Source organism: Lysobacter alkalisoli, assembly GCF_006547045.1.
Lineage (GTDB): Bacteria > Pseudomonadota > Gammaproteobacteria > Xanthomonadales > Xanthomonadaceae > Marilutibacter > Marilutibacter alkalisoli.
Map to the genome: position 1 here is coordinate 2076927 of NZ_CP041242.1, position 23920 is coordinate 2100846.

Annotated in this window: 23 protein-coding genes; 16 read left to right on the forward strand and 7 right to left on the reverse strand. The window is 66.6% G+C overall.

Going from position 1 to position 23920, the window contains the following annotated elements:
* The first annotated feature begins 56 nt into the window (after positions 1 to 56).
* Positions 57 to 512, forward strand: coding sequence for a cytochrome c (locus FKV23_RS08945; RefSeq protein WP_141623540.1), 456 nt, complete (start codon positions 57 to 59; stop codon positions 510 to 512).
* Positions 513 to 645: 133 nt separating this feature from the next.
* Positions 646 to 1137 carry a glycine zipper 2TM domain-containing protein gene (locus FKV23_RS08950; RefSeq protein ID WP_141623541.1) on the forward strand — a complete coding sequence of 164 codons (492 nt, stop codon included), beginning with the start codon at positions 646 to 648 and terminating at the stop codon, positions 1135 to 1137.
* A gap of 82 nt (positions 1138 to 1219) precedes the next feature.
* Here the strand turns inward: FKV23_RS08950 and FKV23_RS08955 are convergent, their stop codons facing one another.
* Complete coding sequence (locus FKV23_RS08955; protein ID WP_141623542.1) at positions 1220 to 1429, reverse strand: cold-shock protein; 210 nt, start codon at positions 1427 to 1429, stop codon at positions 1220 to 1222.
* A gap of 266 nt (positions 1430 to 1695) precedes the next feature.
* Between FKV23_RS08955 and FKV23_RS08960 the strand changes: the two genes are divergently transcribed.
* The 3 genes from FKV23_RS08960 to FKV23_RS08970 all read left to right on the forward strand — a co-directional run bounded on the left by FKV23_RS08960 (position 1696) and on the right by FKV23_RS08970 (position 4425).
* Complete coding sequence (locus FKV23_RS08960; protein ID WP_141625128.1) at positions 1696 to 2181, forward strand: DUF456 domain-containing protein; 486 nt, start codon at positions 1696 to 1698, stop codon at positions 2179 to 2181.
* A 39-nt stretch (positions 2182 to 2220) separates the two neighbouring features.
* On the forward strand, positions 2221 to 3363 hold the full coding sequence (locus FKV23_RS08965) for a phospholipase A (protein ID WP_141623543.1): 1143 nt from the start codon (positions 2221 to 2223) through the stop codon (positions 3361 to 3363).
* A gap of 105 nt (positions 3364 to 3468) precedes the next feature.
* Entirely contained in the window at positions 3469 to 4425 is a 957-nt protein-coding gene (locus tag FKV23_RS08970) for a CBASS cGAMP-activated phospholipase (protein ID WP_141623544.1), read from the forward strand.
* Between the two features lies 1 nt (position 4426).
* On the opposite strand, the gene FKV23_RS08975 is transcribed toward FKV23_RS08970, so the two are convergent.
* On the reverse strand, positions 4427 to 5062 hold the full coding sequence (locus FKV23_RS08975; RefSeq protein WP_141623545.1) for a glutathione S-transferase family protein: 636 nt from the start codon (positions 5060 to 5062) through the stop codon (positions 4427 to 4429).
* A 71-nt stretch (positions 5063 to 5133) separates the two neighbouring features.
* On the reverse strand, positions 5134 to 6654 hold the full coding sequence (locus FKV23_RS08980) for a fumarate hydratase (RefSeq protein ID WP_141625129.1): 1521 nt from the start codon (positions 6652 to 6654) through the stop codon (positions 5134 to 5136).
* A 253-nt stretch (positions 6655 to 6907) separates the two neighbouring features.
* Here FKV23_RS08980 and FKV23_RS08985 point away from each other — a divergent pair, with 253 nt between their 5' ends.
* The 8 genes from FKV23_RS08985 (at position 6908) to FKV23_RS09020 (ending at position 16100) form a co-directional block, all read left to right on the forward strand.
* The gene (locus tag FKV23_RS08985) at positions 6908 to 7954 is read left to right on the forward strand and encodes a sensor histidine kinase (RefSeq protein WP_141623546.1); all 1047 of its coding nucleotides are present in this window, start codon (positions 6908 to 6910) and stop codon (positions 7952 to 7954) included.
* A 79-nt stretch (positions 7955 to 8033) separates the two neighbouring features.
* Positions 8034 to 8843: a LytR/AlgR family response regulator transcription factor gene (locus FKV23_RS08990; RefSeq protein ID WP_141623547.1), complete on the forward strand. Its 810-nt coding sequence runs from the start codon at positions 8034 to 8036 to the stop codon at positions 8841 to 8843.
* A gap of 149 nt (positions 8844 to 8992) precedes the next feature.
* Entirely contained in the window at positions 8993 to 12091 is a 3099-nt protein-coding gene (locus FKV23_RS08995; protein WP_141623548.1) for an efflux RND transporter permease subunit, read from the forward strand.
* Between the two features lie 67 nt (positions 12092 to 12158).
* The gene (locus tag FKV23_RS09000) at positions 12159 to 13286 is read left to right on the forward strand and encodes an efflux RND transporter periplasmic adaptor subunit (RefSeq protein WP_167285126.1); all 1128 of its coding nucleotides are present in this window, start codon (positions 12159 to 12161) and stop codon (positions 13284 to 13286) included.
* Between the two features lie 55 nt (positions 13287 to 13341).
* The gene (locus FKV23_RS09005; RefSeq protein WP_141623550.1) at positions 13342 to 13809 is read left to right on the forward strand and encodes a nuclear transport factor 2-like protein; all 468 of its coding nucleotides are present in this window, start codon (positions 13342 to 13344) and stop codon (positions 13807 to 13809) included.
* Positions 13810 to 13925: 116 nt separating this feature from the next.
* The gene (locus FKV23_RS09010; RefSeq protein ID WP_141623551.1) at positions 13926 to 14564 is read left to right on the forward strand and encodes a trimeric intracellular cation channel family protein; all 639 of its coding nucleotides are present in this window, start codon (positions 13926 to 13928) and stop codon (positions 14562 to 14564) included.
* A 78-nt stretch (positions 14565 to 14642) separates the two neighbouring features.
* Positions 14643 to 15512, forward strand: a complete 870-nt coding sequence (locus FKV23_RS09015) for an RNA polymerase sigma-70 factor (protein ID WP_141623552.1) — start codon at positions 14643 to 14645, stop codon at positions 15510 to 15512.
* Positions 15513 to 15629: 117 nt separating this feature from the next.
* On the forward strand, positions 15630 to 16100 hold the full coding sequence (locus tag FKV23_RS09020) for a carboxymuconolactone decarboxylase family protein (RefSeq protein WP_141623553.1): 471 nt from the start codon (positions 15630 to 15632) through the stop codon (positions 16098 to 16100).
* A gap of 57 nt (positions 16101 to 16157) precedes the next feature.
* Here the strand turns inward: FKV23_RS09020 and FKV23_RS09025 are convergent, their stop codons facing one another.
* A complete protein-coding gene (locus FKV23_RS09025; RefSeq protein WP_141623554.1) occupies positions 16158 to 16709 on the reverse strand; it encodes a tetratricopeptide repeat protein in 552 nt (183 codons plus the stop codon).
* Positions 16643 to 17272, reverse strand: a complete 630-nt coding sequence (locus tag FKV23_RS09030; RefSeq protein ID WP_141623555.1) for a transglutaminase domain-containing protein — start codon at positions 17270 to 17272, stop codon at positions 16643 to 16645. The genes FKV23_RS09025 and FKV23_RS09030 overlap by 67 nt, the downstream gene beginning before the upstream one ends.
* 109 nt (positions 17273 to 17381) lie before the next feature.
* Between FKV23_RS09030 and FKV23_RS09035 the strand changes: the two genes are divergently transcribed.
* The 3 genes from FKV23_RS09035 (at position 17382) to FKV23_RS09045 (ending at position 20800) form a co-directional block, all read left to right on the forward strand.
* Positions 17382 to 19256, forward strand: a complete 1875-nt coding sequence (locus FKV23_RS09035; protein WP_141623556.1) for an ABC transporter ATP-binding protein — start codon at positions 17382 to 17384, stop codon at positions 19254 to 19256.
* Between the two features lie 63 nt (positions 19257 to 19319).
* The gene (locus FKV23_RS09040; protein WP_141623557.1) at positions 19320 to 20129 is read left to right on the forward strand and encodes a ferredoxin--NADP reductase; all 810 of its coding nucleotides are present in this window, start codon (positions 19320 to 19322) and stop codon (positions 20127 to 20129) included.
* A 248-nt stretch (positions 20130 to 20377) separates the two neighbouring features.
* Positions 20378 to 20800, forward strand: a complete 423-nt coding sequence (locus FKV23_RS09045; protein WP_141623558.1) for a universal stress protein — start codon at positions 20378 to 20380, stop codon at positions 20798 to 20800.
* 19 nt (positions 20801 to 20819) lie between these two features.
* On the opposite strand, the gene FKV23_RS09050 is transcribed toward FKV23_RS09045, so the two are convergent.
* Positions 20820 to 21302: a glutathione peroxidase gene (locus FKV23_RS09050; protein WP_141623559.1), complete on the reverse strand. Its 483-nt coding sequence runs from the start codon at positions 21300 to 21302 to the stop codon at positions 20820 to 20822.
* A 112-nt stretch (positions 21303 to 21414) separates the two neighbouring features.
* A complete protein-coding gene (locus tag FKV23_RS09055) occupies positions 21415 to 23730 on the reverse strand; it encodes a TonB-dependent receptor (RefSeq protein WP_208543131.1) in 2316 nt (771 codons plus the stop codon).
* Positions 23731 to 23920 lie beyond the last annotated feature (190 nt).

The window sequence follows — 23920 nt, forward strand, 5'->3', positions numbered from 1 at the left end:
ATCGACCGCACGCACGTGCATGCTATCGTTCGCGCAGACATCCAGGAGGCCAGGCAATGACCGATACCCAGCCCAGCACAGCCGGCAAGGCAAAGCCTTTCAGCAACGCATCCAAGTACCTTTTCATGTTGATTCTCGGCCTGGTGCTGGGCGTGGTCGCGACGGTGATGTTGCTGCGCGCACTGGAAGCCCGCAAGGATCGTTTCCACGAGAGCGTGATGCATGTGCAGCAATGGCACCTGGACCGGTTGCGGGCGAGCGTCGAGCAGAACCGTTGCAGTGCAACCGACACCCTGCCCCACCTGCGCACCCTGCGCGAGATGGCGAACGACCTGGAACCGGCCTTCCCCGACCTTCGCGACGACAAGCGCTTCGCGAAGGCCGCCAGCGGCATGCGCGCGACGCTCGACAGCGCATTGGCCAACCCGCCGTTGAATTGCGCCGGTGTCGATGCCCTGACCAAGGACGTGGGCGGCGCCTGCAAGGCATGCCACCAGGACTTCCGCGGCTGAATGTTGCAGCAGCCAGGTATCCGGACGAACCCATCCTGAACGGATCCTGCCGGATTCTCAGAGGGTTCACGGTGGAGCTTCTAGCGTGCAAGAGGCGGCAAACGCCGCCTTCCATTCGACGCAGGAGATTGGCATGAACGGGATCGACACCAACTGCCCGAAAAAGCTTCGACTTGTTGGCATCGGCGCCGCCTGCATGCTTGCAGTCGCGGGCGCAGGCTGCGCCACTTCGGGCTACGGATCGGGCGCGGCCGGCTATGGCAGCCCGGCGTCCGGCTATGACGCCCGCTGTTACGACTGCGGCGTGATCACCCGGATCGAGCCGGTCCGGACCCAACGAGCACCCACCGCGACCGGCGCGGTGATCGGCGGCCTGGTCGGTGCCGCGGCCGGTCGCGAACTGGCCGACGACGAGAGCAAGGGCCGTCGCAACACGGCGACAGTCGCTGGTGCTGCAGCCGGTGCCGTCGCCGGCAACGCCATCCAGAACGCGGTGCAGACCCAGTACAACGTCCATGTCCGCATGGACGACGGGCGCACCACGGTCGTCACGGTGCCCAACGTAGTCGGCATGAGCGAGGGTTCTCGCGTGCGCGTCAGAGATGGTCGCATCCATGCACGTTGAACGCACTGATCCGGCTTGAAGCCAAAGAAAAACCCGGCCTCACGGCCGGGTTTTTCTTTGGCTCCGAATGACAGGAACCCGATTACAACGGCTCGACCGCGTCGGCCTGCAGGCCCTTCTGGCCCTGGACGACAGTGAAGGAGACCTGCTGGCCTTCCTTCAGGCTCTTGAAGCCATCGGTCTGGATCGCGCGGAAGTGCACGAACACATCCTCGCCATTCTCGCGGCTGATGAAGCCGAAGCCCTTCGCATCGTTGAACCACTTCACGGTACCGGTTTCACGGCTCGACATTGACTTGCTCCCTGGAACGTTGGTCTGGACATCGCTTTCGCGAAGTGCTGGTTGCAAGCAGGAAGTGAGGTGCATCGATGTAGCGGATCATCGGATCAACCGCATCGGGCCACGGTTCACGGTGACCCTGGCAAGCGCAGCGTCCGCAACTTACCCCGCAGCATGTGAAAATGCAATCCACGTTCAACATGCCGGATATTGCAGGGTGTTCGGCTCCGGTCGCGTGCATGATCGGTGCCGCAGACCCTCCCCATGGACTACATCGAATGGACCTTCAGAACCTTTACTACATGATCGCGGGCGTCCTGATCCTGGTCGGAATCGCCGGCGTCATCCTGCCCGCCTTGCCCGGCATCCCGCTGGTATTCATTGGCATGCTGCTGGCGGCCTGGGCGGGCGATTTCCAGCACGTAGGCTGGTTCCCGCTGCTATTGCTCGGCCTGCTCACCTTGTTGTCGCTGCTGGTGGACTTCGCCGCGACCGCACTCGGCGCCAAGCGCGTCGGCGCGAGCAGGCTCGCGATCATCGGTGCGGTCATCGGCACGTTCGCCGGGCTTCTGTACGGCCTCGTCGGCATCTTCATCGGCCCCTTCATCGGTGCGCTGGCCGGTGAATTGATCCACAGTCGCAAGGCCGGCCATGCCGCCCGGGTCGGGCTCGGCACCTGGATCGGGATCATCGTCGGCGCGGTGTTCAAGCTCGGACTGGCCTTCGCGATGGTCGGGCTTTTCGTCATCGCGTTGCTGTTCTGATCGAGACTCCTGCAGGAATCAGCCATGCTCCAATTTCACATGCCCCAGTCACACATGCTCCAGCCGCGAATACTCCTCATCGGCCTGTTCCTGGTTCCGGCTGTCGGCCTTGCCCAGCAACCGGCTTCCGCCGAAGCCTGCATGCAAGTCGAGGCCGACGCCGAGCGCCTTGCCTGCTACGACGCGTTCCATCGACGCCAGGCACGCAGCGTACGCGATGCAGATGTGGCTGCGCGCGAGGCGCGGGCGATCCAGGAAAACCTGGAAATCGCCGAGAAAGTCATCTCCGACACAGCCCCGTACACGCGTGGCGGCGAGCTCTACCCGAACGAGGACCCGCTGCGGGTGGCCCTGGCCAATGCCGGCAAGGGTTCACTGCTGGACAGCCGCTGGGAGCTGGCCCGCGACTCCAAGCTGGGCGCGTTCAATTTCCGCGCCTACAAACCGACCTACCTGCTGCCGGCATTCTGGACCAGCAAGATCAACGATATGCCGCATTCGCCCAACCCGGACAACACCGTGACCACGCCGCTGGGGCTGCAGGACATGGAGGCCAAGTTCCAGCTCAGCTTCAAGATGAAGGCCTGGGAAAACATCTTCGGCGACAACGGCGACCTCTGGTTGGGCTATACACAGAGTTCGCGCTGGCAGGTCTACAGCCCGGAGATATCGCGCCCGTTCCGGGAGACCAATTACGAACCGGAGGCGACCCTGATGTTCCGCACCCGCTACGACCTGCTGGGCTGGAACGGACGGATGACCGGCATCAGCCTCAATCACCAGTCCAACGGACGCGCCGACCCGTTGTCACGCAGCTGGAACAGGGTCATCGCCACGATCGGTCTCGACCGGGACAACTGGTCGCTGGTGCTGCGCCCGTGGTGGCGCGTTTCCGAGAAGGCCGAGGACGACGACAACTCCGACATCGCGGACTACATGGGGCGAGGCGATGCGACATTGGTCCATGTGCGCGGCGGCCACCAGTTCTCGCTGACCGGTCGCCACTCGCTGCGCAGCGGCGATCGCTCGCGCGGCTCGCTGCAATTCGATTGGGGTTTTCCGATCAACAACAGCCTGCGCGGCCACCTGCAGGTGTTCGATGGCTACGGCGAAAGCATGATCGACTACAACCACCGCGCGACCTATATCGGCCTGGGCGTGTCGATGCTCGAATGGTATTGATGGTTGTGTGGCGGGTGTGGCCACATTGTGCGGGGCAACCTGGGCGATCATGGTTTTCGACTACGGCATCATGTTCCACGGCCGCATATTCAAGGAGGTGAGTAGATGAAGATGCGACGCATCCTGTCCCTCGATGGCGGCGGCATCCGTGGCCTGGTGAGCTGCCAGTGGCTGGCCGGCGTCGAGGACGCCCTCGCCCAGGCCGGCAAGCCCGGCCTGACCAAGCACTTCGACCTGCTGGCGGGCAGTTCCACCGGAGCCATGATCGCCTGTGGACTGGCGATCGGTCTCAGCCCGGCCCAGTTGGCCGAGCTGTACCGCAAGCAGCGCAACGAGATATTCCCGGGCATGGCACAACGGCTGTGGTCGCGGGCCGGACGGCTGTTTACCCAGGGCGTGTCGGCTCCGCGCTACGACGGCAAGGGCCTGGAGAAAACGCTCAAGAGGGTCTTTGGCGACATCACGCTCGGCAAGGCGAAGAAGCCCTTGCTGATCACCAGCTACGACACCATCTCCCGCGCACCGGTGGTGTTCAAGAGCTTCAAGCCCGAACACGCCGACCTGCCGATGTGGGAAGTCTGCCGGGCATCGACCGCTGCGCCGACCTATTTTCCGGCCCACGGCATGACAATCGAAAGACGGAAGCGTTCCTTGATAGACGGCGGCGTGGTCGCCAACAACCCGACCGCCTGCGCGATCGCCGAGGCAATGCGCAAGGATCGCCAGGTCGGCGATACCCATGACCTGGTCGTGCTGTCGATCGGCACAGGCGAACGCAATCGTCCGATCGATCTGAAATCGGCGCGCGAATGGGGAGCCCTGGAATGGGCCGTGCCGATCATCGACGTGCTGTTCGACGGCAACACCGACGCGGTCGACTACATCGCCCGCCACATTGTCGGCGACGGCTACTTCCGCATGCAGACCGAGCTGACGCCGGGGCTGGACGACCTGGACGACGTCAGTGCGACCAATATCGCCGGGCTCGATGCGATGGCGAACAACTACCTGTTGCGAGCGGATACGCGCAAGATGCTGAAGCGGTTGACGGAAAAGCTCTGACCTACGTCCAGTCGGTCAGCCCTTCGCGCGCGTAGACCTCGCGGAAGGATGGCAGCGCCTTCATCCGCCCGGCATGCGCCAGCAGCGCCGGCCAGGTGTCGGTTGGCTTCGGCATGTTGCGCGACCAGCGCATCAGCATGGTGAACACGAAGTCGACCGCGGACATCGAATCGCCAAGCAGGTACGGCCCGCTGGCAGCGAGGTGGCCGTCGACCTGCTGCCAGGCGAACTCGATCGCCTCGCATGCCCGCGCCTTGACCGACTCGGCGTTCTCATCCCCAGCCACCTCGTTCGAGTAGAACCAGGCACGGTAGGCGGGCATCAGGGTATAAGCGCCGAAGAACATCCAGCGGTAGTAGGCTGCACGTTCCGGCGTGCCCACTTCGGGTGCAAGTCCGGCCTGAGGGTGCAGGTCGGCCAGGTGCATCGCGATCGCAGTGGATTCCGTCAACACTTGCCCATCGACCACCAACGTCGGCACCCGGCCTTGCGGATTGAGTTTCAGGTACTCGGGCGCCTTCTGTTCGCGCTTGTCGAAGTCGAGCATCCGCAGCTCGTGCTCGATGCCCAACTCGATCAGCAGCCAGTGAACGACAAGGGAAGCGGTGCTCTGGGAGCCGTAAAGGGTGACGGACATGCGCGGGTTCTCCTGAGGCCTGGAATCGCCATTCCCGCTTTCGCGGGAGTGACAGACGAGAAGCGGAACGACTACGCCGGTTCGACCACTACCGGAATCTTGCCGATCTTCGCTTGCCACTCGCGCGGACCGGTCCGGTGCACCGACTCGCCGGTCGAATCGACCGCCACGGTCACCGGCATGTCCTTGACCTCGAACTCGTAGATCGCCTCCATGCCCAGGTCTTCGAAAGCCAGCACCTTCGACGCCTTGATCGCCTTGGACACCAGGTAGGCCGAGCCGCCGACCGCCATCAGGTAGACCGCCCTGTTGTCGCGGATCGCCTCGATAGCCGTCGGGCCGCGCTCGGCCTTGCCGACCATGCCCAGCAGGCCGGTCTGCTCCAGCATCTGGCGGGTGAACTTGTCCATGCGGGTGGCGGTGGTCGGGCCGGCCGGGCCGACGACCTCCTCGCGCACCGGATCGACCGGGCCGACGTAGTAGATGAAGCGGTTGGTGAAGTCGACCGGCAGCGTCTCGCCCTTGTCGAGCATGTCGACCATGCGCTTGTGCGCGGCGTCGCGGCCGGTCAGCAGCTTGCCGTTGAGCAGGATCACCTCGCCCGGCTTGAAGCTGGCGACTTCTTCCCTGGTGATCGTGTCGAGGTCGACCCGGCGCGCGTTCTGCGGGTTGTAGGTCAGCTTCGGCCAGTCCTCCAGCGACGGCGGGTCGAGTGCGACCGGACCACTGCCGTCGAGGGTGAAGTGCGCATGGCGGGTCGCGGCGCAGTTCGGAATCATCGCCACCGGCAGGTTGGCGGCGTGGGTCGGGTAGTCCTTGACCTTGATGTCGAGCACGGTGGTCAGGCCACCCAGGCCCTGCGCGCCGATGCCGAGCGCGTTGACCTTCTCGTACAACTCCAGGCGCAGCTCCTCGGCGCGGTTGGACGGGCCGCGCGCGATCAGGTCCTGGATGTCGATCGGCTCCATCAACGACTCCTTGGCCAGCAGCATCGCCTTCTCGGCGGTGCCGCCGATGCCGATGCCGAGCATGCCCGGCGGGCACCAACCTGCGCCCATGGTCGGCACCGTCTTCAGCACCCAGTCGACGATCGAGTCGGACGGGTTGAGCATCGCGAACTTCGACTTCGCCTCCGAGCCGCCGCCCTTGGCGGCGACGATCACATCGACGGTGTTGCCCGGCACGACCTTGACGTTGACCACCGCCGGGGTGTTGTCCTTGGTGTTCCGGCGCTTGCCGGCCGGATCGGCCAGCACGCTGGCGCGCAGCTTGTTGTCCGGATGGTTGTAGGCGCGGCGCACGCCCTCGTTGACCATGTCCTCCACGCCCATCGTCGCGTCGTCCCAGCGCACGTCCATGCCGATCTCGAGGAACACTGTGACGATGCCGGTGTCCTGGCAGATCGGGCGATGGCCCTCGGCGCACATGCGCGAGTTGATCAGGATCTGCGCCATCGCGTCCTTGGCCGCCAGCGACTCCTCGCGCTCGTAAGCGGCGGCGAGGTTCTTGATGTAGTCGACCGGGTGGTAGTAGCTGATGTACTGCAGCGCGTCGGCGACGGACTGGATCAGGTCGTCCTGGCGAATCGACACGGGCTGGCGTACGGCGAATGCGTCGGGGGCGGTCGGGATTGCGGACACGGCGGGCAATGGCTGGCAGTGGAAACTGCATATTCTAGCCACCGCGGGCCGTCATTGCCCCGCCGTGGGTGCGACGAAGCGTGCGATTCCCGCGACGAAACGAAATGCCGCGGCGGCGGGCCCGCGCTAGCATGGGGTCCCTGCGTCCCGCCCGAATGCCCATGGCCATCGCCATCCCCGCCCGCTGGGGCTCTCGCACAGACAGTTGTTCTGGGTCCTGCACCTGGGCGGCTGGCTGGCCTATATGGGCCTGGGCTACCTGACGGCGCTTGCCTACGGCAAGCCCGGCGGCTACGCGATGATCCACCTGGCCACAGGAGTGACCGGCGCGGCCGCCACACTGGGGCTGCGCTACCTGCTGCGTGCCTGCCGGGGTCGTCCACCCGTACTGCAACTGGCGATCATGGTGCTGCCCATCCTCGCCAGCTCGGCGCTGATGGAGCGGGCCGGCCGCCACATCAAGCTCGAGTTCTGCCCGGGCTGCACGCCGGAGAACACGCTGATGGTGTTCTCCTATGCGTTGAGCAACATCTATGTCGTCCTGGCCTGGGTCGGGCTGTACCTGGGGATCACCTACTACCGTCAGTCCCAGGACGAGACCCGGCGCGCCCTCGCCGCCCGCGCCATGGCGCACCAGGCCCAGCTGAAGATGCTGCGCTACCAGCTCAACCCGCACTTCCTGTTCAACACCCTCAACGCGATCTCCACGCTGGTGCTGGACCGCGACAACGCCACCGCCAACCGGATGGTGCAGAGCCTGTCGTCGTTCCTGCGTCACTCGCTGGACAGCGATCCGATGCAGCGCGTGACCCTGCGCCAGGAAATGGACGCACTGGACCTGTACCTGGACATCGAGAAGGTCCGCTTCGCCGAGCGGCTGCGGGTCGAGATCGTGGTCGACGAGGAGTGCTGGCGCGCGCTCATGCCCAGCCTGCTGCTGCAGCCTCTGGTGGAGAACGCAATCAAGTACGCGGTCGCGAAACAGGTCGAAGGCGGCCTGCTGCGGATCGAGGCGCATCGCGAAGGCGACCGGCTCTCGCTGCGGGTGGTCGACGATGGTCCGGGCTGCCTGGCGCTCGAGGGCGAGACCCTGCCGGCGGGCACCGGCGTCGGCCTGCGCAACACGCGCGAGCGGCTCAAGGTGCTGTACGGCGACGCCGGCAACCTGTGCGTGCGCAACCTGGCGGGCGGGCTCGAGGTCCGCCTGCACCTGCCATTCGAGACATCGACCTCGGCCAGGAACGACGGGTGACATGACAATGGACGACTCGATTGCGAACGACAGCCGAAGCCCGGCACGGAAATCCCCCGGGCGTACGCCCGATGCTCCGATGCGAGCCCCGATCCGGACGCTGATCGTCGACGACGAACCGCTGGCCCGCCGTGGGCTCGAGCTCCGCCTGGCCGCCCATGACGATGTCGAGATCGTCGGGCAGTGCGGCGACGGAGCCACCGCGATCGCGAAGGTCCACAAGCTGCAACCCGAACTCATATTCCTGGACGTGCAGATGCCCGGCACTGACGGGTTCTCGACGCTTCGCCACATTCCCGCCGCGGAAATGCCGCTGGTGATCTTCGTCACCGCCTACGACCACTATGCGATCCAGGCATTCGAGGCCTCGGCCGTCGACTACCTGCTCAAGCCGGTCGACGACGAACGCCTGCGACAGTCCCTGGAACGGGTCCGCCAAGTGCGCGAGCAGCGCACCGCCAGCGCCAACTGCTCCCAGCTGCTGGAGTTGCTGGGCGGGCTCAGCGGCCGCGCACCACTGGAACTGGACGAGGCCCTGCAACCCGATGCGCTCGAACAGCTGCAGCGCGACGACAGGCTCTCGGTCCGGGATGGACAGCGCACACTGCGTGTCCCGCTCCACAACATCCGCTGGATCGACGCCGCCGGCGACTACATGTGCATCCACACCGACGACGACACCCTGGTGCTGCGCGCGACCATGCGCGAACTGGAGCGGCAGCTCGACCCGCAACGCTTCCCGCGCATCCATCGCTCGACGATCGTCAATGCACGGCGCGTCGCCGAAACCCGCCCACACACCAACGGCGAAAGCTTCCTGCGTCTGGACTGCGGTCAGGAGCTGAAGCTGTCGCGAAGCTATCGCGACCGGCTGTCCCTTTTGCAATGAGCGCCCACCACAATGAGCCGCGTCCGCCACGCGGTCCGCACAACGCTTCGTCGCAGCCTGCACACCTTTCACCGCAAGCCATGACCATCGGACCATAGGGACCGGTTCCGACTCGCGCATCGTGTTCGCGACCCCACGCGGACACACCGATGAAACTCACCGAAGTCTCGCTGCGCAATCCCGCCGCCGTGGCCGCGGCGGTCTGCATGGTCTGCGTGTTCGGCCTGATCAGCCTGTTCGACCTGCCGCTGCAGCTGTTCCCGGACATCGAGCGGCCGCAGATGAACATCCAGACGTCGTGGCGCTCGGCGTCGCCGCAAGAAATCGAGTCGGAGATCATCGAGCCGATCGAAACCGTGATGCGCGGCCTGCCGGGGCTCGAGGAAATCTCCTCGAACATCAGCTCCGGGGGAAGCTGGATCAATATGACCTTCGCCGTTGGCAGCGATATGGACGCCACCCTGGTGGAGGTGCTGTCGCGGATGAACCGGCTCCCGCCCCTGCCCCGCGACGCCGATCCGCCGGTCATCCTCTCCGGCGGCTTCAGCGCCGGCGACACCCTCACCTTCTTGTTCGTGCAGAAATTGCCCGGCACGCCGGGAAGCGTGGACGATCTCCGTCAGCTCATCGAGGACCGCATCGCGCCGCGGCTTGCGGCGATTGACGGCGTCGCCGGCGTCGACGTCAGAGGTGCCGATGCCGATGAGCTGACCATCGCCGTGGACCCACGGCGCGCCGCGGCGCTCGGCATCCAGATACCCGAGATCGCGGCGCTGGCGGCACAGGCCACGGACGTTTCCGGCGGCACGGTCGAGGCCGGCCGCCGCGAGTACGTGCTGCGATTCGCCGGCCGGTATTCCCCCGAGGCGCTGGGAGACCTGATCCTGGCCTGGCGCGACGGCCGCCCGGTGCGCCTGTCCGATGTCGCCGAAATCACGGTCCAGCCGTCCCGGCGCGGCAGCGTGTCATACCAGAACGGCAATCCCGCGATCGGACTGCGAATCCTGCGCGCGAACGGCGCCAACGTACTCGCGACGCTGGACGAAGTGACACGAACCATCGACGAGCTGCGCGAGACCGAGTTGCAACCGCAAGGACTCGACATCCGCCAGAGCTTCGATTCCGGGGTGTTCATCCGGCGTGCGATCAGCCTGCTGTCCGGCAGCCTGGTGGCCGGCCTGGTCCTGGCGGTGGGCTGCCTGTGGTGGTTCCTTCGCGATGCCAGGGCCACGGTACTGATCGCCTGCGCCATCCCGATCTCGATCCTGGGCACCTTCATCGTGCTGAAGCTGACCGGCCACAGCCTCAACGTGATCTCGCTGGCCGGACTCGCATTTGCGGTCGGCATGGTCATGGACGCGGCCGTGGTCGTGGCCGAGAACATCGTCCGCCTCCGCGAGGCCGGGGTGCCGCCACTGCGGGCCGCGCTCGACGGCACACGCCAGGTCGGTGGCGCGCTGATGGCGTCCACGCTGACCACGGTGGCGGTGTTCCTGCCGGTGATCTTCATGGAGGACGTGGAAGGCCAGCTGTTCGCGGACCTGGCGCTGACGATCTCGATCGCCGTGGGCATCTCGCTGCTGGTCGCCCTCACCGTCCTGCCCGCGGCCGCCGGCACCTGGCTGCGTCGCGGAACCGGTCGCGGCGATGCCGGCCGGTGGGAGCGGTTCAGCCGGCGGGCGCTCGCGGCCACGGTCACCCGCCGGCGCCAGTTCGGCTGGATCGCCGGGCTGGTGGTGGCCCCGATCGTGCTGACCGCGCTGTTGATGCCGCGCATCGACTACCTGCCGCCGGTGCAGCGCGCCGCCGCGGATGCCGATATCAGTCTGCCGCCCGGCATGAGCCGGCAACGCGCCGACCGCGAAATCGCACCGCTGCTGCTCGAACGCATGCGGCCCTACATGGATGGCGACCGGCAGCCGAAGCTGAGCAACTGGTATCTCAACTTCTGGGACGGCGGATCGGCCTCGCTCGGTGCCCGCACCGAGGATCCGGAGCGGGTCGACGAGTTCCTCAGGGTCCTGCGTGAGGAGATCATCGTCGATCTCCCGGACACCCAGGCCTCGGTCTTCCGCGGACCGCTGTTCGGCGGCTTCGGCGGCTCGGCCCGTGCGATCGCCATCCATCTTCAGCATCCCGATGCCGACGCACTGCTCGAGGCCGCAGAGATCGGCCGCCAGCGGCTGGAACAGCACTTCCCCGGGGGTCGGGCGCGTACCTGGCCCAACACCGCCGCCGCCACGCCGGAGCTGAGGCTCAGCCCCGATGACCGCCGCCTGGCCGAAGTGGGCTGGCGCCGCAGCGACCTTGCATCGGCGATCCGCACGCTTGGCGACGGTCAATGGCTGGGCGAGCAGTTCGACGGCGACCGGCGGCTGCCGATCATCCTGCGCGGGCAGGAGGAGCCGAGCCTTGAATCGCTGCGTTCGGCGCCGCTGGCAACGCCGTTCGGCGGCACGGTCCAGCTGGGCGAGCTGGCCCGGATCGACACCGTGCTGGCCCCTGCCCAGCTGCGCCGCATCGATGGCCGCCGCACGGTCAGCCTGACCGTCGACCCGCCTGACGAAATGTCGCTGCAGGAAGCGCTCGAGCGGGTCGACCGGGACATCGTGCCGGCGTTGCGCGCCGCAATGCCCACCGATGCGGGTGTGCGGGTGGCCGGCAGCGCGGACCGACTTGGCGAGGTGGTCCGCACGATGAGCGGCAATTTCGCGATGGCCCTGCTCGTGCTCTTCATGCTGATGGCCGCCATGTTCCGTTCGTTGCGGGACAGCGGCTACGTCATGGCGACGCTGCCGATGGCCGTGCTGGGCGGCGTACTCGGCCTGCAGGTTCTCAACCTGGTGTCGGGGCAGAACCTGGACCTGCTGTCGATGATCGGCTTCATCATGCTGCTGGGCATCGTCATCAACAACGCCATCCTGCTCGTCGCCCGGACCCGCGAGGCGCAGGCCGAAGGACTGGGGTTGGACGACGCACTGCAGCAGGCGTTGAGCCAACGCCTGCGTCCGATCCTGATCGCCGCGCTGACCGGGGTGATGGGCGCGCTGCCGATGGCCATCAACCCCGGCCCGGGCGCGGCGATCTACCGCGGCATGGCCGTGGTGACGGTGGGCGGCATCGCCCTGAGCCTGCTGTTCACGGTGCTGCTGATCCCCGCCCTGCTACGCCTGCTCGAATCCCGCCGCCTGCCCCTGACCGAGACGCCGTTGGCAGCGGCCGACGCCTCCCTGGCCTCCCCCCAATGACCACGTCCGAGTGGAGCACTCCCGCATGAAGCCTCCCCACATGAAGCATCCCCGAGTGAAGCACGCCATGCCCCGATTGACGAAAGTCCTGATCGCCGCCGCCGTTCTCGCCTCGGCGCTGACGCTCTACGCATTCCGGGGCACCGACACGCCCGCCGACGCCTCCGCAGCGACTGCACCGAACCGGGACACCGCTGCTTCCTCGCCGGCCGTGGTGCAGGTCGCTCCTGCGGTCGATACCGAGTTCGCCCCACTCCACCATGCCACCGGCAGCGTCATCAGCCGGCGCGATGCGCAGGTGGCCAGCGAGCAGGACGGTCGCGTGGTCCGGGTCGCCGACGTCGGACAGCATGTCGCGACCGGCGAGCCGCTCGCCGTCCTGGACGACACGACACTGGGACTCAGGGAGCAGGAGTTCCGGGCCGAGCTGGCCCGCATCGACACCCTGCTCGAGCAGGCCCGGCGTCAGGAACGGCGTTATGCGCAGCTCGCCGATGCACAGAACATCGCCCGCGCACAATACGAACAGATGCGTGCCGATCGCGACGTGCTGGTCCAGGAGCGTGCCCGTGCCGCCGCGCTGTTGGCGCAGACCCGGCACCAGCGCACGCAGATGATCGTCCGCGCACCCTTTGGCGGAGTGGTGGTGGAGCAGCGTGCGCAGGTCGGTGAATTCCTGGCACGCGGCGCTCCCGTCGCGCGGCTCGTCGATACGGAGGGACTGGAGATCCGGGCGCGCGCACCGGTGACGATGGCGGCACGGCTGTTCGTCGGCAGCCCGGTCCGGATCAGTGCCGAAGGGCTGCCCTCGCGCAGCCATGAGATCACCGCGATCGTACCGGTCGGTGACGAGCTCTCCCGTCAGATCGAGATCCGCATCGCGCTCGACGATATGCCGCTCGCGGTCGGCAGTGCGGTCGAACTTGCCATCCCCAGTGCATCGCCCCGGAAGGTACTGGCGGTGCCCCGCGATGCGTTGCTGCTGCGGCGCGAAGGCAACTACGTGCTGCGCGTCGACTCGGACCAGCGGGCCCGGCGGATCCCGGTGGAGCTGGGCGAGGAGATCGACGGTCTGGTGGAGGTCGATGGCCCGCTGGGGTCGGGTGACCTGCTGGTGGTCATGGGTGGCGAACGCCTCGAGCCCGGCCAGCCCGTGCGGGTCGAACCTGAAATGGCGGTGGCGACATCACGTTGATCAGATATCACCTCAACACTTCATCCCAACACATTATTTCAACAGGGAAAAGTTCATGAATTCGATCAGATCGCTCATGTTCGCGTACGTGCTGGCCACGCTGGCACTGATCACAGGCCCGGTCACGGCCCGGGCGGCCGACCTGACACCCGGACAGATGGAACACCTCGTGCGTGCGGTGACCGCAGCACAGAACCGCTCCACCGCGCCCGGCGTTACCGTCGCGGATGTCGATCGCCTGTTCGCCCTGTACGCCCCCGGCTTCATCTACGAGCATCCGGGAATGGATGATGTCTACACACGCGAACAGCTGTATGGGAACCATGTGCGGGCCGTGCGCGACGGCCGCTTCGAACGCGATGCCAGCGGTCCGGACAACGCGGATGGCTACCAGATCGAGGCGCTGATGTATGGCACCAATGCAGTCGCCGTGCAGCGCCGTCGACGCGACGTGTCCAGAATGGCGGTGTTCGAGTTCGAGGACGGCAAGGTGTCGCGGATCAGGGAGTACTGGAACTACTGACCGGCCGCGGTTCACGGCGAGTTGCTGTGGGCATCCATTGAGAACGGTACACCGGGCGAACAGGCGCCCGCGGGTTTCCATCGCGTTCCGGGCCGCAAGCGCCCAGAATCGTCGCCATGGATACCTTCGTGCTCACCCTCGACCTGATCGGCACCTTCGTCTTCGCGCTCAGCGGCGCGATGATGGGCGTGCGCCGCCAACTGGACCTGTTCGGCGTGCTGGTGCTGGCCTTCGCCACCGCCAGTGCCGGCGGCATCCTGCGCGACCTGCTGATCGGGGCGGTACCGCCTGCGGCGCTCAGCGACTGGCGCTACCCGGCGATCTGGATCAGCGCCGGACTGATCGCGTTCGCCTGGAGCCCGCGGATCGAGCGCCTGCGGCATCCGGTACGGGTATTCGACGCGCTCGGGCTGGCGGTGTTCGCCGTGGCCGGTACCGACAAGGCGCTCGAAGCCGGCATCGGCCCGTTGATGGCGCCCTGCCTCGGCATGCTGTCCGGCATCGGTGGAGGCATGCTCCGCGACGTGCTGCTGGCGCAGGTACCGCTGGTGCTGCGCGCGGAGCTGTATGCCGTGGCCGCGCTGGCCGGCGCCGGCGTGGTCGCGATCGGCGACGTGCTCGGCCTGCCCGGCCAGGCGACCGCGGTGGCCGGCGCCCTGCTCTGCTTCGGCCTGCGCATCGCCGCGCTGCGGTATGGCTGGCATCTGCCGATCGCCCTGCAGGCGCCGCGCAGCCCGGACGAACCTCCTGCCTGACCCGCCTGACCGACCTGACCGACCTGACTGGCCTGTATCGGGCTGTCACGGCCACGCCACCTGTCCCGTCCTGGCTACATGAGCACTGATACTTTCGAAACCCATCGCCCGCGCCTGTTCGCGCTGGCCTACAAGCTGCTGGGCAGCCGCAGCGATGCCGAGGACGTGGTCCAGGATGCCTGGCTGCGCTGGTCGCAGGCCGAGCACGAGGGGATTCGCGATCCCGAGGCCTGGCTGATCACGGCGACCACCCGGCTTGGCATCGACCGCCTGCGCCTGGTCCGCCACCAGCGCGAAACCTATCCCGGGCCGTGGCTGCCGGAGCCGCTGCAAGTCGATGTCGACACCGCGCTCACGCCCGAGCACGGCGCCGAACTGGCCGACCAGGTCTCGTTGGCGTTCCTGACGCTGCTCGAACGACTCGGACCCGACGAGCGGGCCGCGTTCCTGCTGAAGGAGACCTTCGACTACGACTACGGCCGGATCGCGCAACTGCTCGGACACAGCGAGGCCAACTGCCGGCAGATGGTGCACCGTGCACGCACGCGATTGCGGGCGGAACGGCCGCGCTTCACGGTCGCATCCGGCCAGCACCGGCGCCTGCTGGAACGCTTCATGCACGCGACGCAGGCCGGCGACCAGGCCGCGATCATGCAGCTGCTCGACGCGAACGCCCGCCTGGTCACCGACGGTGGCGGCAAGGTCACCGCGGTCATCCGCCCGCTGGTCGGCGCCGAGCGCATCGCACGCCTGTTCTGGGCCGTCGCACGCCGGTTCGGGGACGGGACCGAAGGCCGCATCGGTCGGGTCAACGGCGAACCCGCGCTGCTGCGCTGGCGCGGGGGCCGGCTGTTCTCGATCACCACGATCACGATCGACGGCGGCCGCATCACCCAGGTACTGACGGTGATGAATCCGGACAAGCTGCACGGGCTGCTGAACGCCTGAGTCCGGCAGGGCGATGGGCTATCGATCGGCGGCTGTCACGCCACGACGCCCTGCCCCGTCCTTCCCATACAACGGCCATGGTGGCCGCCTTAAGACAAAATGCCGGAGAAGACGACAATGCAAGCCCCCCACATCGACTACACCGTCCACGCGCCGAAGGCGTTCCAGCAACTGGTTCAGCTGAGCGGACAACTGTACAAGGGTCCGCTGGGCTTGAGCCTGGTCGAGCTGGTCTCGCTGCGCGTATCGCAGCTCAACGGGTGCGTGTTCTGCCTCGACATGCACACCGAAGCCTTGCGCAAGGCAGGCGTGGCACAGCGCAAGCTCGACACCGTCGCCGCCTGGCGCGAAAGCCCGTTGTTCGACGACCGTGAACGCGCTGCGTTGGCCTGGGCGGAAGCCCTGAACGACCTGGGACAGGCCGCGATCCCCGATCAGGCGCTGCAACGGTTGCAGGCGCACTTCGACGAGCGCGAGGTATCCGAGCTGACCTTCGCCGTGGCCGCGATCCGGGCCTGGAACATGCTCAACGTCGGCCTGCGCAAACCACTGCCGGACGTGCCCTACTCGGCCGATACCGGGGCGTGAGGAGCAGGAACCGGCTCGTGACGGCACGGCTCCAGCAGGCTGTCTTTCCGCAATCTGCTAGGGCATCGGGGCGGCGGCACCGGGGCTCCGGCGCTGGAACAGATCCCGATAAGGGTCGCGGAAAGCGTCACGGGCACCTCTGTCGGCGGGCCGGCTCTTCAGCGACCTGGCCATGGCCCATTGGCGGCCGGCTTCGCGCTCATTGCCCATCAGGGCATGGACGCGGGCCAGACCGAGGTGGAACTGTGGTTCGCCGCGATGCAGGCGGATCGCGCGGCGATAGGCGTCGAGGGCGGCTTCATGGTCGCCCCGCCGCTCGTGCTGCAGACCGACGACGAAGTTGCGGTAAGGATCGCGCCGCTCCATCCGCGCCAATCGGCGCTCATAGCGGGCCGCCTTGCCGGCCTCGCCGTGATGTCTGTACAGATTGACCAGGTTGGACAGTGCTGCCGGGTGTTGCGGGGCGGTATCGAGCACGGCCAGATAGGCCTGCTCCGCCGCAACGATGTCGCCGAGGCGGTTTCGGGCCACGCCGATATTGTTCATGCCCGGCACGAAACCCGGCTCCAGCTCGATCGCGGCATCGAAATGACGGAGCGCGGCAGCCATCTCGTCGCGTTCGAGCAGCTCGACACCACGGTTGTTGATGAAGTGCGCCAGCGCGCGACGGTCGCTGATCTCCCGCGGCGGGTTGCGACTGAGCGTGAGCCCGGGCTCGAAATCGACGGTGTAGTGCCGCCCCCGACATCGACGCCGGCATTGACGTGTCCGGCATGGATGACGACGTTGCTGTCCAGGCTGCCGGGCCAGACCAGCACATCGTCGGTTTCCTGCATGTGGGCATCGAAACCCACCCGACGCGCCAACACCACGAAGGCCAGAGTGAAGGACAGGCAGTTGCCGCGTCGGTCGTGCAGGGTCTCGGCGACGGAGCGAGTGGCTTCGTTGTCGTACTCGAAGGCCAGTCCGTCGGAGGCGAACATCCACTCAACCAGTCGCTCGAGCCGCCTGACCGGTTTCGGTTCCGCCGCCACCTGTTCCTGCAGCGGCGCGTGCAGCTCCGCCGGCACGGCGGTGACCTGCTCCCAGTCCGACAGCACCGGCACCGGAGGCGGCGCAGGCAGGTCGAGCGTGGACAGCGCCAGTGCCGCCGCCATCGTCCAGGTCAACATGATGCGCACTCCTTCCCGCGATCGCGGGCCGGATGACCATGGCTTGAGTCTACTCCTGCCCGGGCAGGTATCCTCGCGCAGTCACGGCCCGTGACGCCCGGGAGCCGAGATGCCCCACCCACGCCACTCCACTCCGCTGACAGATGGCCCGCGCCCGAGCCTGCGCGAGCGCTTCAACGCGCTGCGCAACCTGCCACCGTTCCTGCGCCAGATCTGGGCGACCAGCCCGGGGCTGACCGTGATGACGCTGGCATTGCGGCTGCTGCGGGCACTGATCCCGGTGGCGATGCTCTACATTGGCAAGCTGATCATCGACGAGGTGGTGCGGCTGGTCGGTGTCGGGGTGGCAACCGGATCGCTGGCCGATGCCCTGGGCAGCCACCAGTACGACCACCTGTTCTGGCTGCTGGTGGCCGAGTTCGCACTGGCGATCGGTTCGGACCTGATCGGTCGGCTGGTCAGCTACGGCGACTCGATGCTGTCGGAGCTGTTCACCAACGCCACCAGCATCCGGTTGATGGAGCATGCGGCGAACCTGGACCTGGAGGATTTCGAGGATCCGGACCTGCAGGACAAGCTCGACCGCGCCCGCCGCCAGACCATGGGTCGGGCCAACCTGATGAGCCAGTTGTTCGGCCAGGTGCAGGACATGATCACCGTGGCCAGCTTCGCCGTCGGCCTGCTGGTCTACGCACCGTGGCTGATCGTGCTGCTGGCGATCGCGCTGGTGCCGGCCTTCGTCGGCGAGGCGCACTTCAACGCGCTGGGCTACTCGTTGAACTTCGCCTGGACACCGGAGCGGCGCCAGCTCGAATACGTGCGCCAGATGGGTGCCAGCGTGGAGACGGCCAAGGAGGTGAAGATCTTCAACCTCCACACCTTCCTGATCGCGCGCTATCGCGAACTGGCGGAAAAATTCTTCCGCGCCAACCGGACGCTGGCGCGCAAACGCGCGCTCTGGGGCACGCTGCTGGCGGCACTGGGCACGCTGGGCTACTACGCCGCCTATGCCTACATCGCCTGGCGCACGGTACGCGGCGATTTCTCGATCGGCGACCTGACCTTCCTGTCCGGCAGTTTCCTGCGCCTGCGGCAGCTGTTGGAGGGGCTGCTGGTCGGCTTCTCGCAGGTCGCCGGGCAGGCGCTGTACCTGGACGACCTGTTCTCCTTCTTCGAGATCGAGCCGGAGATCGCCAGCCCGGCCGAACCGCGCGACGTGCCGGTACCGATCCACGATGGCTTCGTGTTCGAGAACGTCGGCTTCCGCTATCCGGGCTCGGAACAGTGGGCGCTGCGCGGGCTGGATTTCGAGCTGCACGCGGGCGAGGTGCTGGCCCTGGTCGGCGAGAACGGCGCCGGCAAGACCACCCTGGTCAAGCTGCTGGCACGGCTGTACGACCCCGACGAGGGCCGGATCCTGCTCGATGGGCACGACCTGCGCGAATACGACCTCGACCAGTTGCGGGCGAACATCGGGGTGATTTTCCAGGACTTCGTGCGCTACCACCTGACCGCCGGCGAGAACATCGGCGTCGGCCGGGTCGAGGCGATGCACGACGACGCCCGTGTCCGCGAAGCCGCGCGCCGGGGCATGGCCGACGAAGTGGTCGCCGCCCTCCCCGGCGGCTACGACCAGTTGATCGGCCGGCGCTTCCGTAGCGGCGTCGACCTGTCCGGCGGCCAGTGGCAGAAGATCGCGATCGCCCGCGCCTACATGCGCGACGCGCAGGTGATGATCCTCGACGAGCCGACCGCGGCGCTGGATGCGCGCAGCGAGTTCGAGGTGTTCCAGCGCTTCAAGGAGCTGAGCGACCGCCGCACCGCGGTGCTGATCTCGCACCGCTTCAGCAGCGTGCGCATGGCCGACCGCATCCTGGTGCTGTCCGGCGGCCGGCTGGAGGCCAGCGGCACCCACGATGAGCTGATGGCCGACGGCGGGCGATACGCCGAGCTGTTCGAGCTGCAGGCGGCGGGGTATCGGTGACCGGCAGCGGGTGCCTGCGCATTCGCGTAAAATTGGCAACTTCGATCCATACCCCACCCCCACATGTCCGCAGCCTTCGGCACCGAAACCGTGCTGGACGTCCGTCACTGGACGGACGACTACTTCAGCTTCACCACCACCCGCGACGACGGCTTCCGTTTCGACAACGGCCAGTTCGTGATGATCGGCCTGCAGATCCCGCAGGCAGACGGCACCAGCAAGCCGCTGTTGCGCGCGTACTCCATCGCCAGCGCGAGTTGGGAGGAGCAACTGGAGTTCTTCAGCATCAAGGTGCCGGACGGTCCGCTGACCTCGCGGCTGAAGGAGATCAAGCCTGGCGACACCGTGCTGATCGGCCGCAAACCCACCGGCACCCTGCTGATCCACGACCTGCACCCGGGCCGCAACCTGTACCTGCTCGGCACCGGTACCGGTTTCGCGCCTTGGCTGTCGATCGTCAAGGATCCGGAAACCTACGAGCGCTTCGAGCGGGTCATCCTCTGCCATGGCGTGCGCCACGCGCAGGACCTGGCCTACCGCGACTACATCGTCAACGAGCTGCCGCACCATGAGTTCCTGGGCGAAACCATCCGCGAGAAACTGCTCTACTACCCGGCTGTGACTCGCGAGCCGTTCGAGTTCAACGGCAACGACCATCGCGGCCGCATGACCGACCTGATGGCCACCGGCCAGATGATGCAGCACCTCGGCATCGAGCCGCTGGATCCGGAACACGACCGCGCGATGGTCTGTGGCAGTCCGGCGATGCTGGCCGACTTCCGCACCCTGCTCGATGGCCGTGGCTTTACCGCCGCACCACGCATCGGCACGCCGGGGCAGTACGTGTTCGAACGCGCGTTCGTCGAAAAGTAGGATGGGCAGAGCGTAGCGATACCCATCATCGTGTGATCCCGGCCGTTGCCCCGATGGGCTTCGCCTTCGGCTCTACCCGCCCTACACTTCAGCGGACACACCAAAGGGGGGAAACCGCATTCGGAACGCACCCTGCCCGGCATCATCGATGAACTCCTGTCGCTGTTGCCGGACGCGGTCAAGAACCGGCCGGCCGCCGGCCGATGAGCGCGGCGTAGAATCGACATGAGTCCCGAGAAAGCAGAACGATGAAGATCCTGGTCCCCGTCGACGGCAGTGCGATCAGCCTGCGTGCCGCCCGTTTTGCCATCAAGCTCGGCAAGCAGCTGAACAAGCCGGCGCGCATCACTCTGCTGTCGGTCAACCTGCCGCTGTTCCCGGGCGTGGAGCGCAAGATCGGCACGACCGCCGTGCGCCGCCACTATGCCGAGAACCATGAGCAGATGCTCGCCGAGGCGCGCAAGGTGCTTGCGCGGTCCGGGCTGGAGACCAGCGAACGGACCGAAATCGGTGATCCGGCCGAGATGATCCTCGACGTCGCCGCCAAGGAGCACTGCAACCTGATCGTGATGGGCTCGCACGGCCGCAGCATGGTCAAGGGGCTGCTGCTGGGCTCAGTGTCGAGCAAGGTGATCGCCCAGGGCAAGGTGCCGGTGACGATCGTGCGCTGAGTGCGCCTGTCGAGCGCTCTCAGCCCAGTGCGGCCTCGATGTCGGCGGCCAGCGAGTCGGGCTTGTCGGTCGGCGCATAGCGCTTGACGACCCGGCCGTCGCGACCGACCAGGAACTTGCTGAAGTTCCATTTGATCGCGTCGATGCCGAGGAAGCCGCCCTTCTCATCCTTCAGCCATTTCCACAGCGGATGGGCTGCATCGCCGTTGACGTTGATCTTGGCGAACATCGGAAAGCTGACGTCGTAGGTCAGTGAACAGAAATCCTTGATCTCGGCCTCGCTGCCCGGCTCCTGGTGACCGAACTGGTCGCAGGGGAAGCCGAGCACGACCAGACCGCGATCGCGGTAGTCGTGCCAGAGCTGTTCGAGCCCGGTGTACTGCGGGGTGAAGCCGCACTTCGAGGCGACGTTGACCACCAGCAGGACCTTGCCGCGGTAGCTGTCGAGCGCGACCTCGCTGCCGTCGATGTCGGTGGCGGTGAAATCATAGGCGGTGGTCATGCGCTTGCTCCAGGCGATGGAGCCTCATTGTAGGCGCAGGTTGCCCGAGGCATGCCTCCGTGCCTGAATCCTCGCCCCTCTCCGGTCGGGAGAGGGGCTTGCACAGGATCGGTCAGAACGACGCCTTGAACTCCACGCCCACCAGCCGCGGCTCGTTGATGAAGCCGGTCAGGTTGTTGAAGTCGATGCCGCCCACGGCCTCCACCTTGTCGAGGATGTTGCGGCCGTACACGGCGACGTCGTACCTGCCATGGCCCCAGTTGTAGCCGAGCCGCAGGCCGCCTTCGAGCAGCGGCTTGCCGGTGAACTCCTCCGACTCGTAGAGGAAGAAGTTGACCTCGCTGCGGTAGGCCCAATCGGTGTAGACATAGAACTCGCTGCCGGCAGCCAGCGGCAGGCCCCAGCGCGCGGTCAGGTTATGGCTCCACTTCGGCGCCTGCGGCAGCGGATTGCCGTTGATGAGGTAATTGCCGGTCGGCTGGCCCTCTTCGTCCAGCTCCGGGTCGTTGGTCACGGTGCAGGCGGCACAGCCAGCGACGCTGAGGTCGCTGTCCTTGATCTCGGTGTCGTTGTAGCTGCTGCCCAGGGTCACCAGCAGGTTGTCGGTCAGCCAGGCCTGGAAGTCGAGTTCGAAGCCCTGGCCGACGCTCTTCTTCGCATTGAGCAGGATGTTGGCATTGCCCGTGCTGCCACCCACCGCGGTGAGCTGCTGGTCCTTGACCTCGTAGTAGAAGACGCTGGCATTCAGGCGTGCACGGCGATCCCACAGGTCGGCCTTGATGCCGGCATCGAACGAGGTCGAGGTTTCCGGATCGGCCACCGACTTGGCATTGAACGCGCCCGCGGACTGGATGCTGCTGCCGCGGTAGCCGGTGGCAACGCGGGCATAGAGGTTCACGTCGTCGCTGAGGCGCCAGGTACCGGAGAGGTCCCAGCTGAGCTTGTTGTCCTTGGGCGCGGCCGACAGGTCGCCGTCAGGCTCCTGCGCGGCCAGCTGCGCCAGCGTGCACTTCTCCAGCAGGACGCACGGGACGAAGCCGGTGTTCCAGTAGTCCCTGACTGTCAGCTTCTTCTCGTCCCAGGTGTAGCGCAGGCCGGCGCGCAGCTGGAAGTCGGGGGTGACCTCCCAGGTCCCCGCGGTGAACACCGCCCACGAGTCGTTGGTCTGGCGGATGCGCTGGTAACCGTCCTGCGCACCGCCGGCCAGCGAGTCGTAGCTGAAGCTTTCGACGTCGTAGGCCTCCCTGAAGTAGAACAGGCCGGCCTGCCAGTCGAAAGCGGTGCCGGTGTTCGACTCGATACGAAATTCCTGGGTCCACTGCGAGTGGTCAGGGATGCCGTCGGCGGTCTCGGACGCGAACGGGATCTCGCCCGGGCCGGAATCGGGCAGGAACGAGGCACCGAAGCCGCCGTCGATGTCGCCACGGCTGTAGGTCTCCACCGACTCGTAGCCGGTGATCGAATGCAACGAGTAGTCGCCGAAGTCCCAGCGCAGGCGGGCGCTGGCGCCATGGCTGTCCAGCTCGGAGTGGTTGAGGCCGTCGATCGAGACCTTGTCCGGATCGAAACCGTCGACCAGGTCATTGGTGCCGGGCTTGAAGATGTTGGCGCGGAACAGGCGCGCGGTGCCGTTGAGGTGACGCGCATGGGCATTGAACAGAGCCTCGAAGCCATCGCCCTCGTACAGGAACTGCACGCGCCCGGCGGATTCGTCGTAGCCCTCCAGGCCGTCGTTCGGGCCCGGGTAGGTGTTTTCGACCCAATCGTCGCGGCGCTGGAACATGGCCGATGCACGTGCCGACCAGCGCTCGCTGAGACCGCCGCCGATCGCACCCTCGAAATTGATCATGTCGTCGCTGCCGTACCCCAGCTTGCCGTAACCGTTCAGCTCCTGCGACGGGCGCACCGAGTCGAACTTGACCACGCCGGCCGGACTGTTGCGGCCGAACAGCGAACCCTGCGGACCGCGCAGCACCTCGACCTGCTCCAGGTCGAACACCGGGAAGCCCTTCAGGATCGGGTTCTCCTGCACCACGTCGTCATAGACCAGCGACACCGGCTGCGAGGTGTTGAGGCGGAAGTCGGTATTGCCGTAGCCGCGGATGTAGAAGCGCGGGAAGGCGCGGCCGAACGAGGACTCGATGTTGAGGCTCGGCACGCGGCCGGACAGGAAACGCACGTCGCCGCCGCCCGAGCCGAGCACGTCCAGTTGCTCCGGGTTGATGGCGGTGATCGACATCGGCACCTCCTGCGCGTTCTCGACCTTGCGCTGGGCGGTCACCATCAACGTGTCGAGGGTCTTGGCGTCGCTGTCGGAGGCGCTTCCAGCGGTGTCCTGGGCAAGGGCGGCGGCCGGCAGCATCGCGACGGCAATGGCGGCTGCGAGCGCGCGACGGGCAAAAGCGGGCGTGGCGGAATAGGTGGTCATGGGGGCTCTCGGCAAGTGGGTATCCGACTCATCGTCCCTGCGAACACGGGGAACCATGGACTTTGCTCAATACGCCCATGGGTTCCCGCCTGTGCGGAAACGACAACCTGTGGGTCATGCGGCCGTCCCCTGACGGCCTGGCGCGATCTTGCGCACCATGGCGGGTCGCTTTGCGGGGAAATGTTACAAC

Excerpts from the sequence above, each read along its gene's own strand:
- FKV23_RS09020 (WP_141623553.1), top strand. The coding sequence starts at position 15,630 with ATGCAAGCCCCCCACATCGACTACACCGTCCACGCGCCGAAGGCGTTC.
- FKV23_RS09030 (WP_141623555.1), bottom strand. The coding sequence starts at position 17,272 with ATGTTGACCTGGACGATGGCGGCGGCACTGGCGCTGTCCACGCTCGAC.
- FKV23_RS08960 (WP_141625128.1), top strand. The coding sequence starts at position 1,696 with ATGGACCTTCAGAACCTTTACTACATGATCGCGGGCGTCCTGATCCTG.
- FKV23_RS08975 (WP_141623545.1), bottom strand. The coding sequence starts at position 5,062 with ATGTCCGTCACCCTTTACGGCTCCCAGAGCACCGCTTCCCTTGTCGTT.
- FKV23_RS09035 (WP_141623556.1), top strand. The coding sequence starts at position 17,382 with ATGCCCCACCCACGCCACTCCACTCCGCTGACAGATGGCCCGCGCCCG.
- FKV23_RS08995 (WP_141623548.1), top strand. The coding sequence starts at position 8,993 with ATGAAACTCACCGAAGTCTCGCTGCGCAATCCCGCCGCCGTGGCCGCG.
- FKV23_RS08945 (WP_141623540.1), top strand. The coding sequence starts at position 57 with ATGACCGATACCCAGCCCAGCACAGCCGGCAAGGCAAAGCCTTTCAGC.
- FKV23_RS08950 (WP_141623541.1), top strand. The coding sequence starts at position 646 with ATGAACGGGATCGACACCAACTGCCCGAAAAAGCTTCGACTTGTTGGC.
- FKV23_RS09025 (WP_141623554.1), bottom strand. The coding sequence starts at position 16,709 with ATGGCTGCCGCGCTCCGTCATTTCGATGCCGCGATCGAGCTGGAGCCG.
- FKV23_RS08970 (WP_141623544.1), top strand. The coding sequence starts at position 3,469 with ATGAAGATGCGACGCATCCTGTCCCTCGATGGCGGCGGCATCCGTGGC.
- FKV23_RS09040 (WP_141623557.1), top strand. The coding sequence starts at position 19,320 with ATGTCCGCAGCCTTCGGCACCGAAACCGTGCTGGACGTCCGTCACTGG.
- FKV23_RS09055 (WP_208543131.1), bottom strand. The coding sequence starts at position 23,730 with ATGACCACCTATTCCGCCACGCCCGCTTTTGCCCGTCGCGCGCTCGCA.
- FKV23_RS09000 (WP_167285126.1), top strand. The coding sequence starts at position 12,159 with ATGCCCCGATTGACGAAAGTCCTGATCGCCGCCGCCGTTCTCGCCTCG.
- FKV23_RS09005 (WP_141623550.1), top strand. The coding sequence starts at position 13,342 with ATGAATTCGATCAGATCGCTCATGTTCGCGTACGTGCTGGCCACGCTG.
- FKV23_RS09050 (WP_141623559.1), bottom strand. The coding sequence starts at position 21,302 with ATGACCACCGCCTATGATTTCACCGCCACCGACATCGACGGCAGCGAG.
- FKV23_RS08990 (WP_141623547.1), top strand. The coding sequence starts at position 8,034 with ATGCGAGCCCCGATCCGGACGCTGATCGTCGACGACGAACCGCTGGCC.
- FKV23_RS08955 (WP_141623542.1), bottom strand. The coding sequence starts at position 1,429 with ATGTCGAGCCGTGAAACCGGTACCGTGAAGTGGTTCAACGATGCGAAG.
- FKV23_RS09010 (WP_141623551.1), top strand. The coding sequence starts at position 13,926 with ATGGATACCTTCGTGCTCACCCTCGACCTGATCGGCACCTTCGTCTTC.
- FKV23_RS09015 (WP_141623552.1), top strand. The coding sequence starts at position 14,643 with ATGAGCACTGATACTTTCGAAACCCATCGCCCGCGCCTGTTCGCGCTG.
- FKV23_RS09045 (WP_141623558.1), top strand. The coding sequence starts at position 20,378 with ATGAAGATCCTGGTCCCCGTCGACGGCAGTGCGATCAGCCTGCGTGCC.
- FKV23_RS08965 (WP_141623543.1), top strand. The coding sequence starts at position 2,221 with ATGCCCCAGTCACACATGCTCCAGCCGCGAATACTCCTCATCGGCCTG.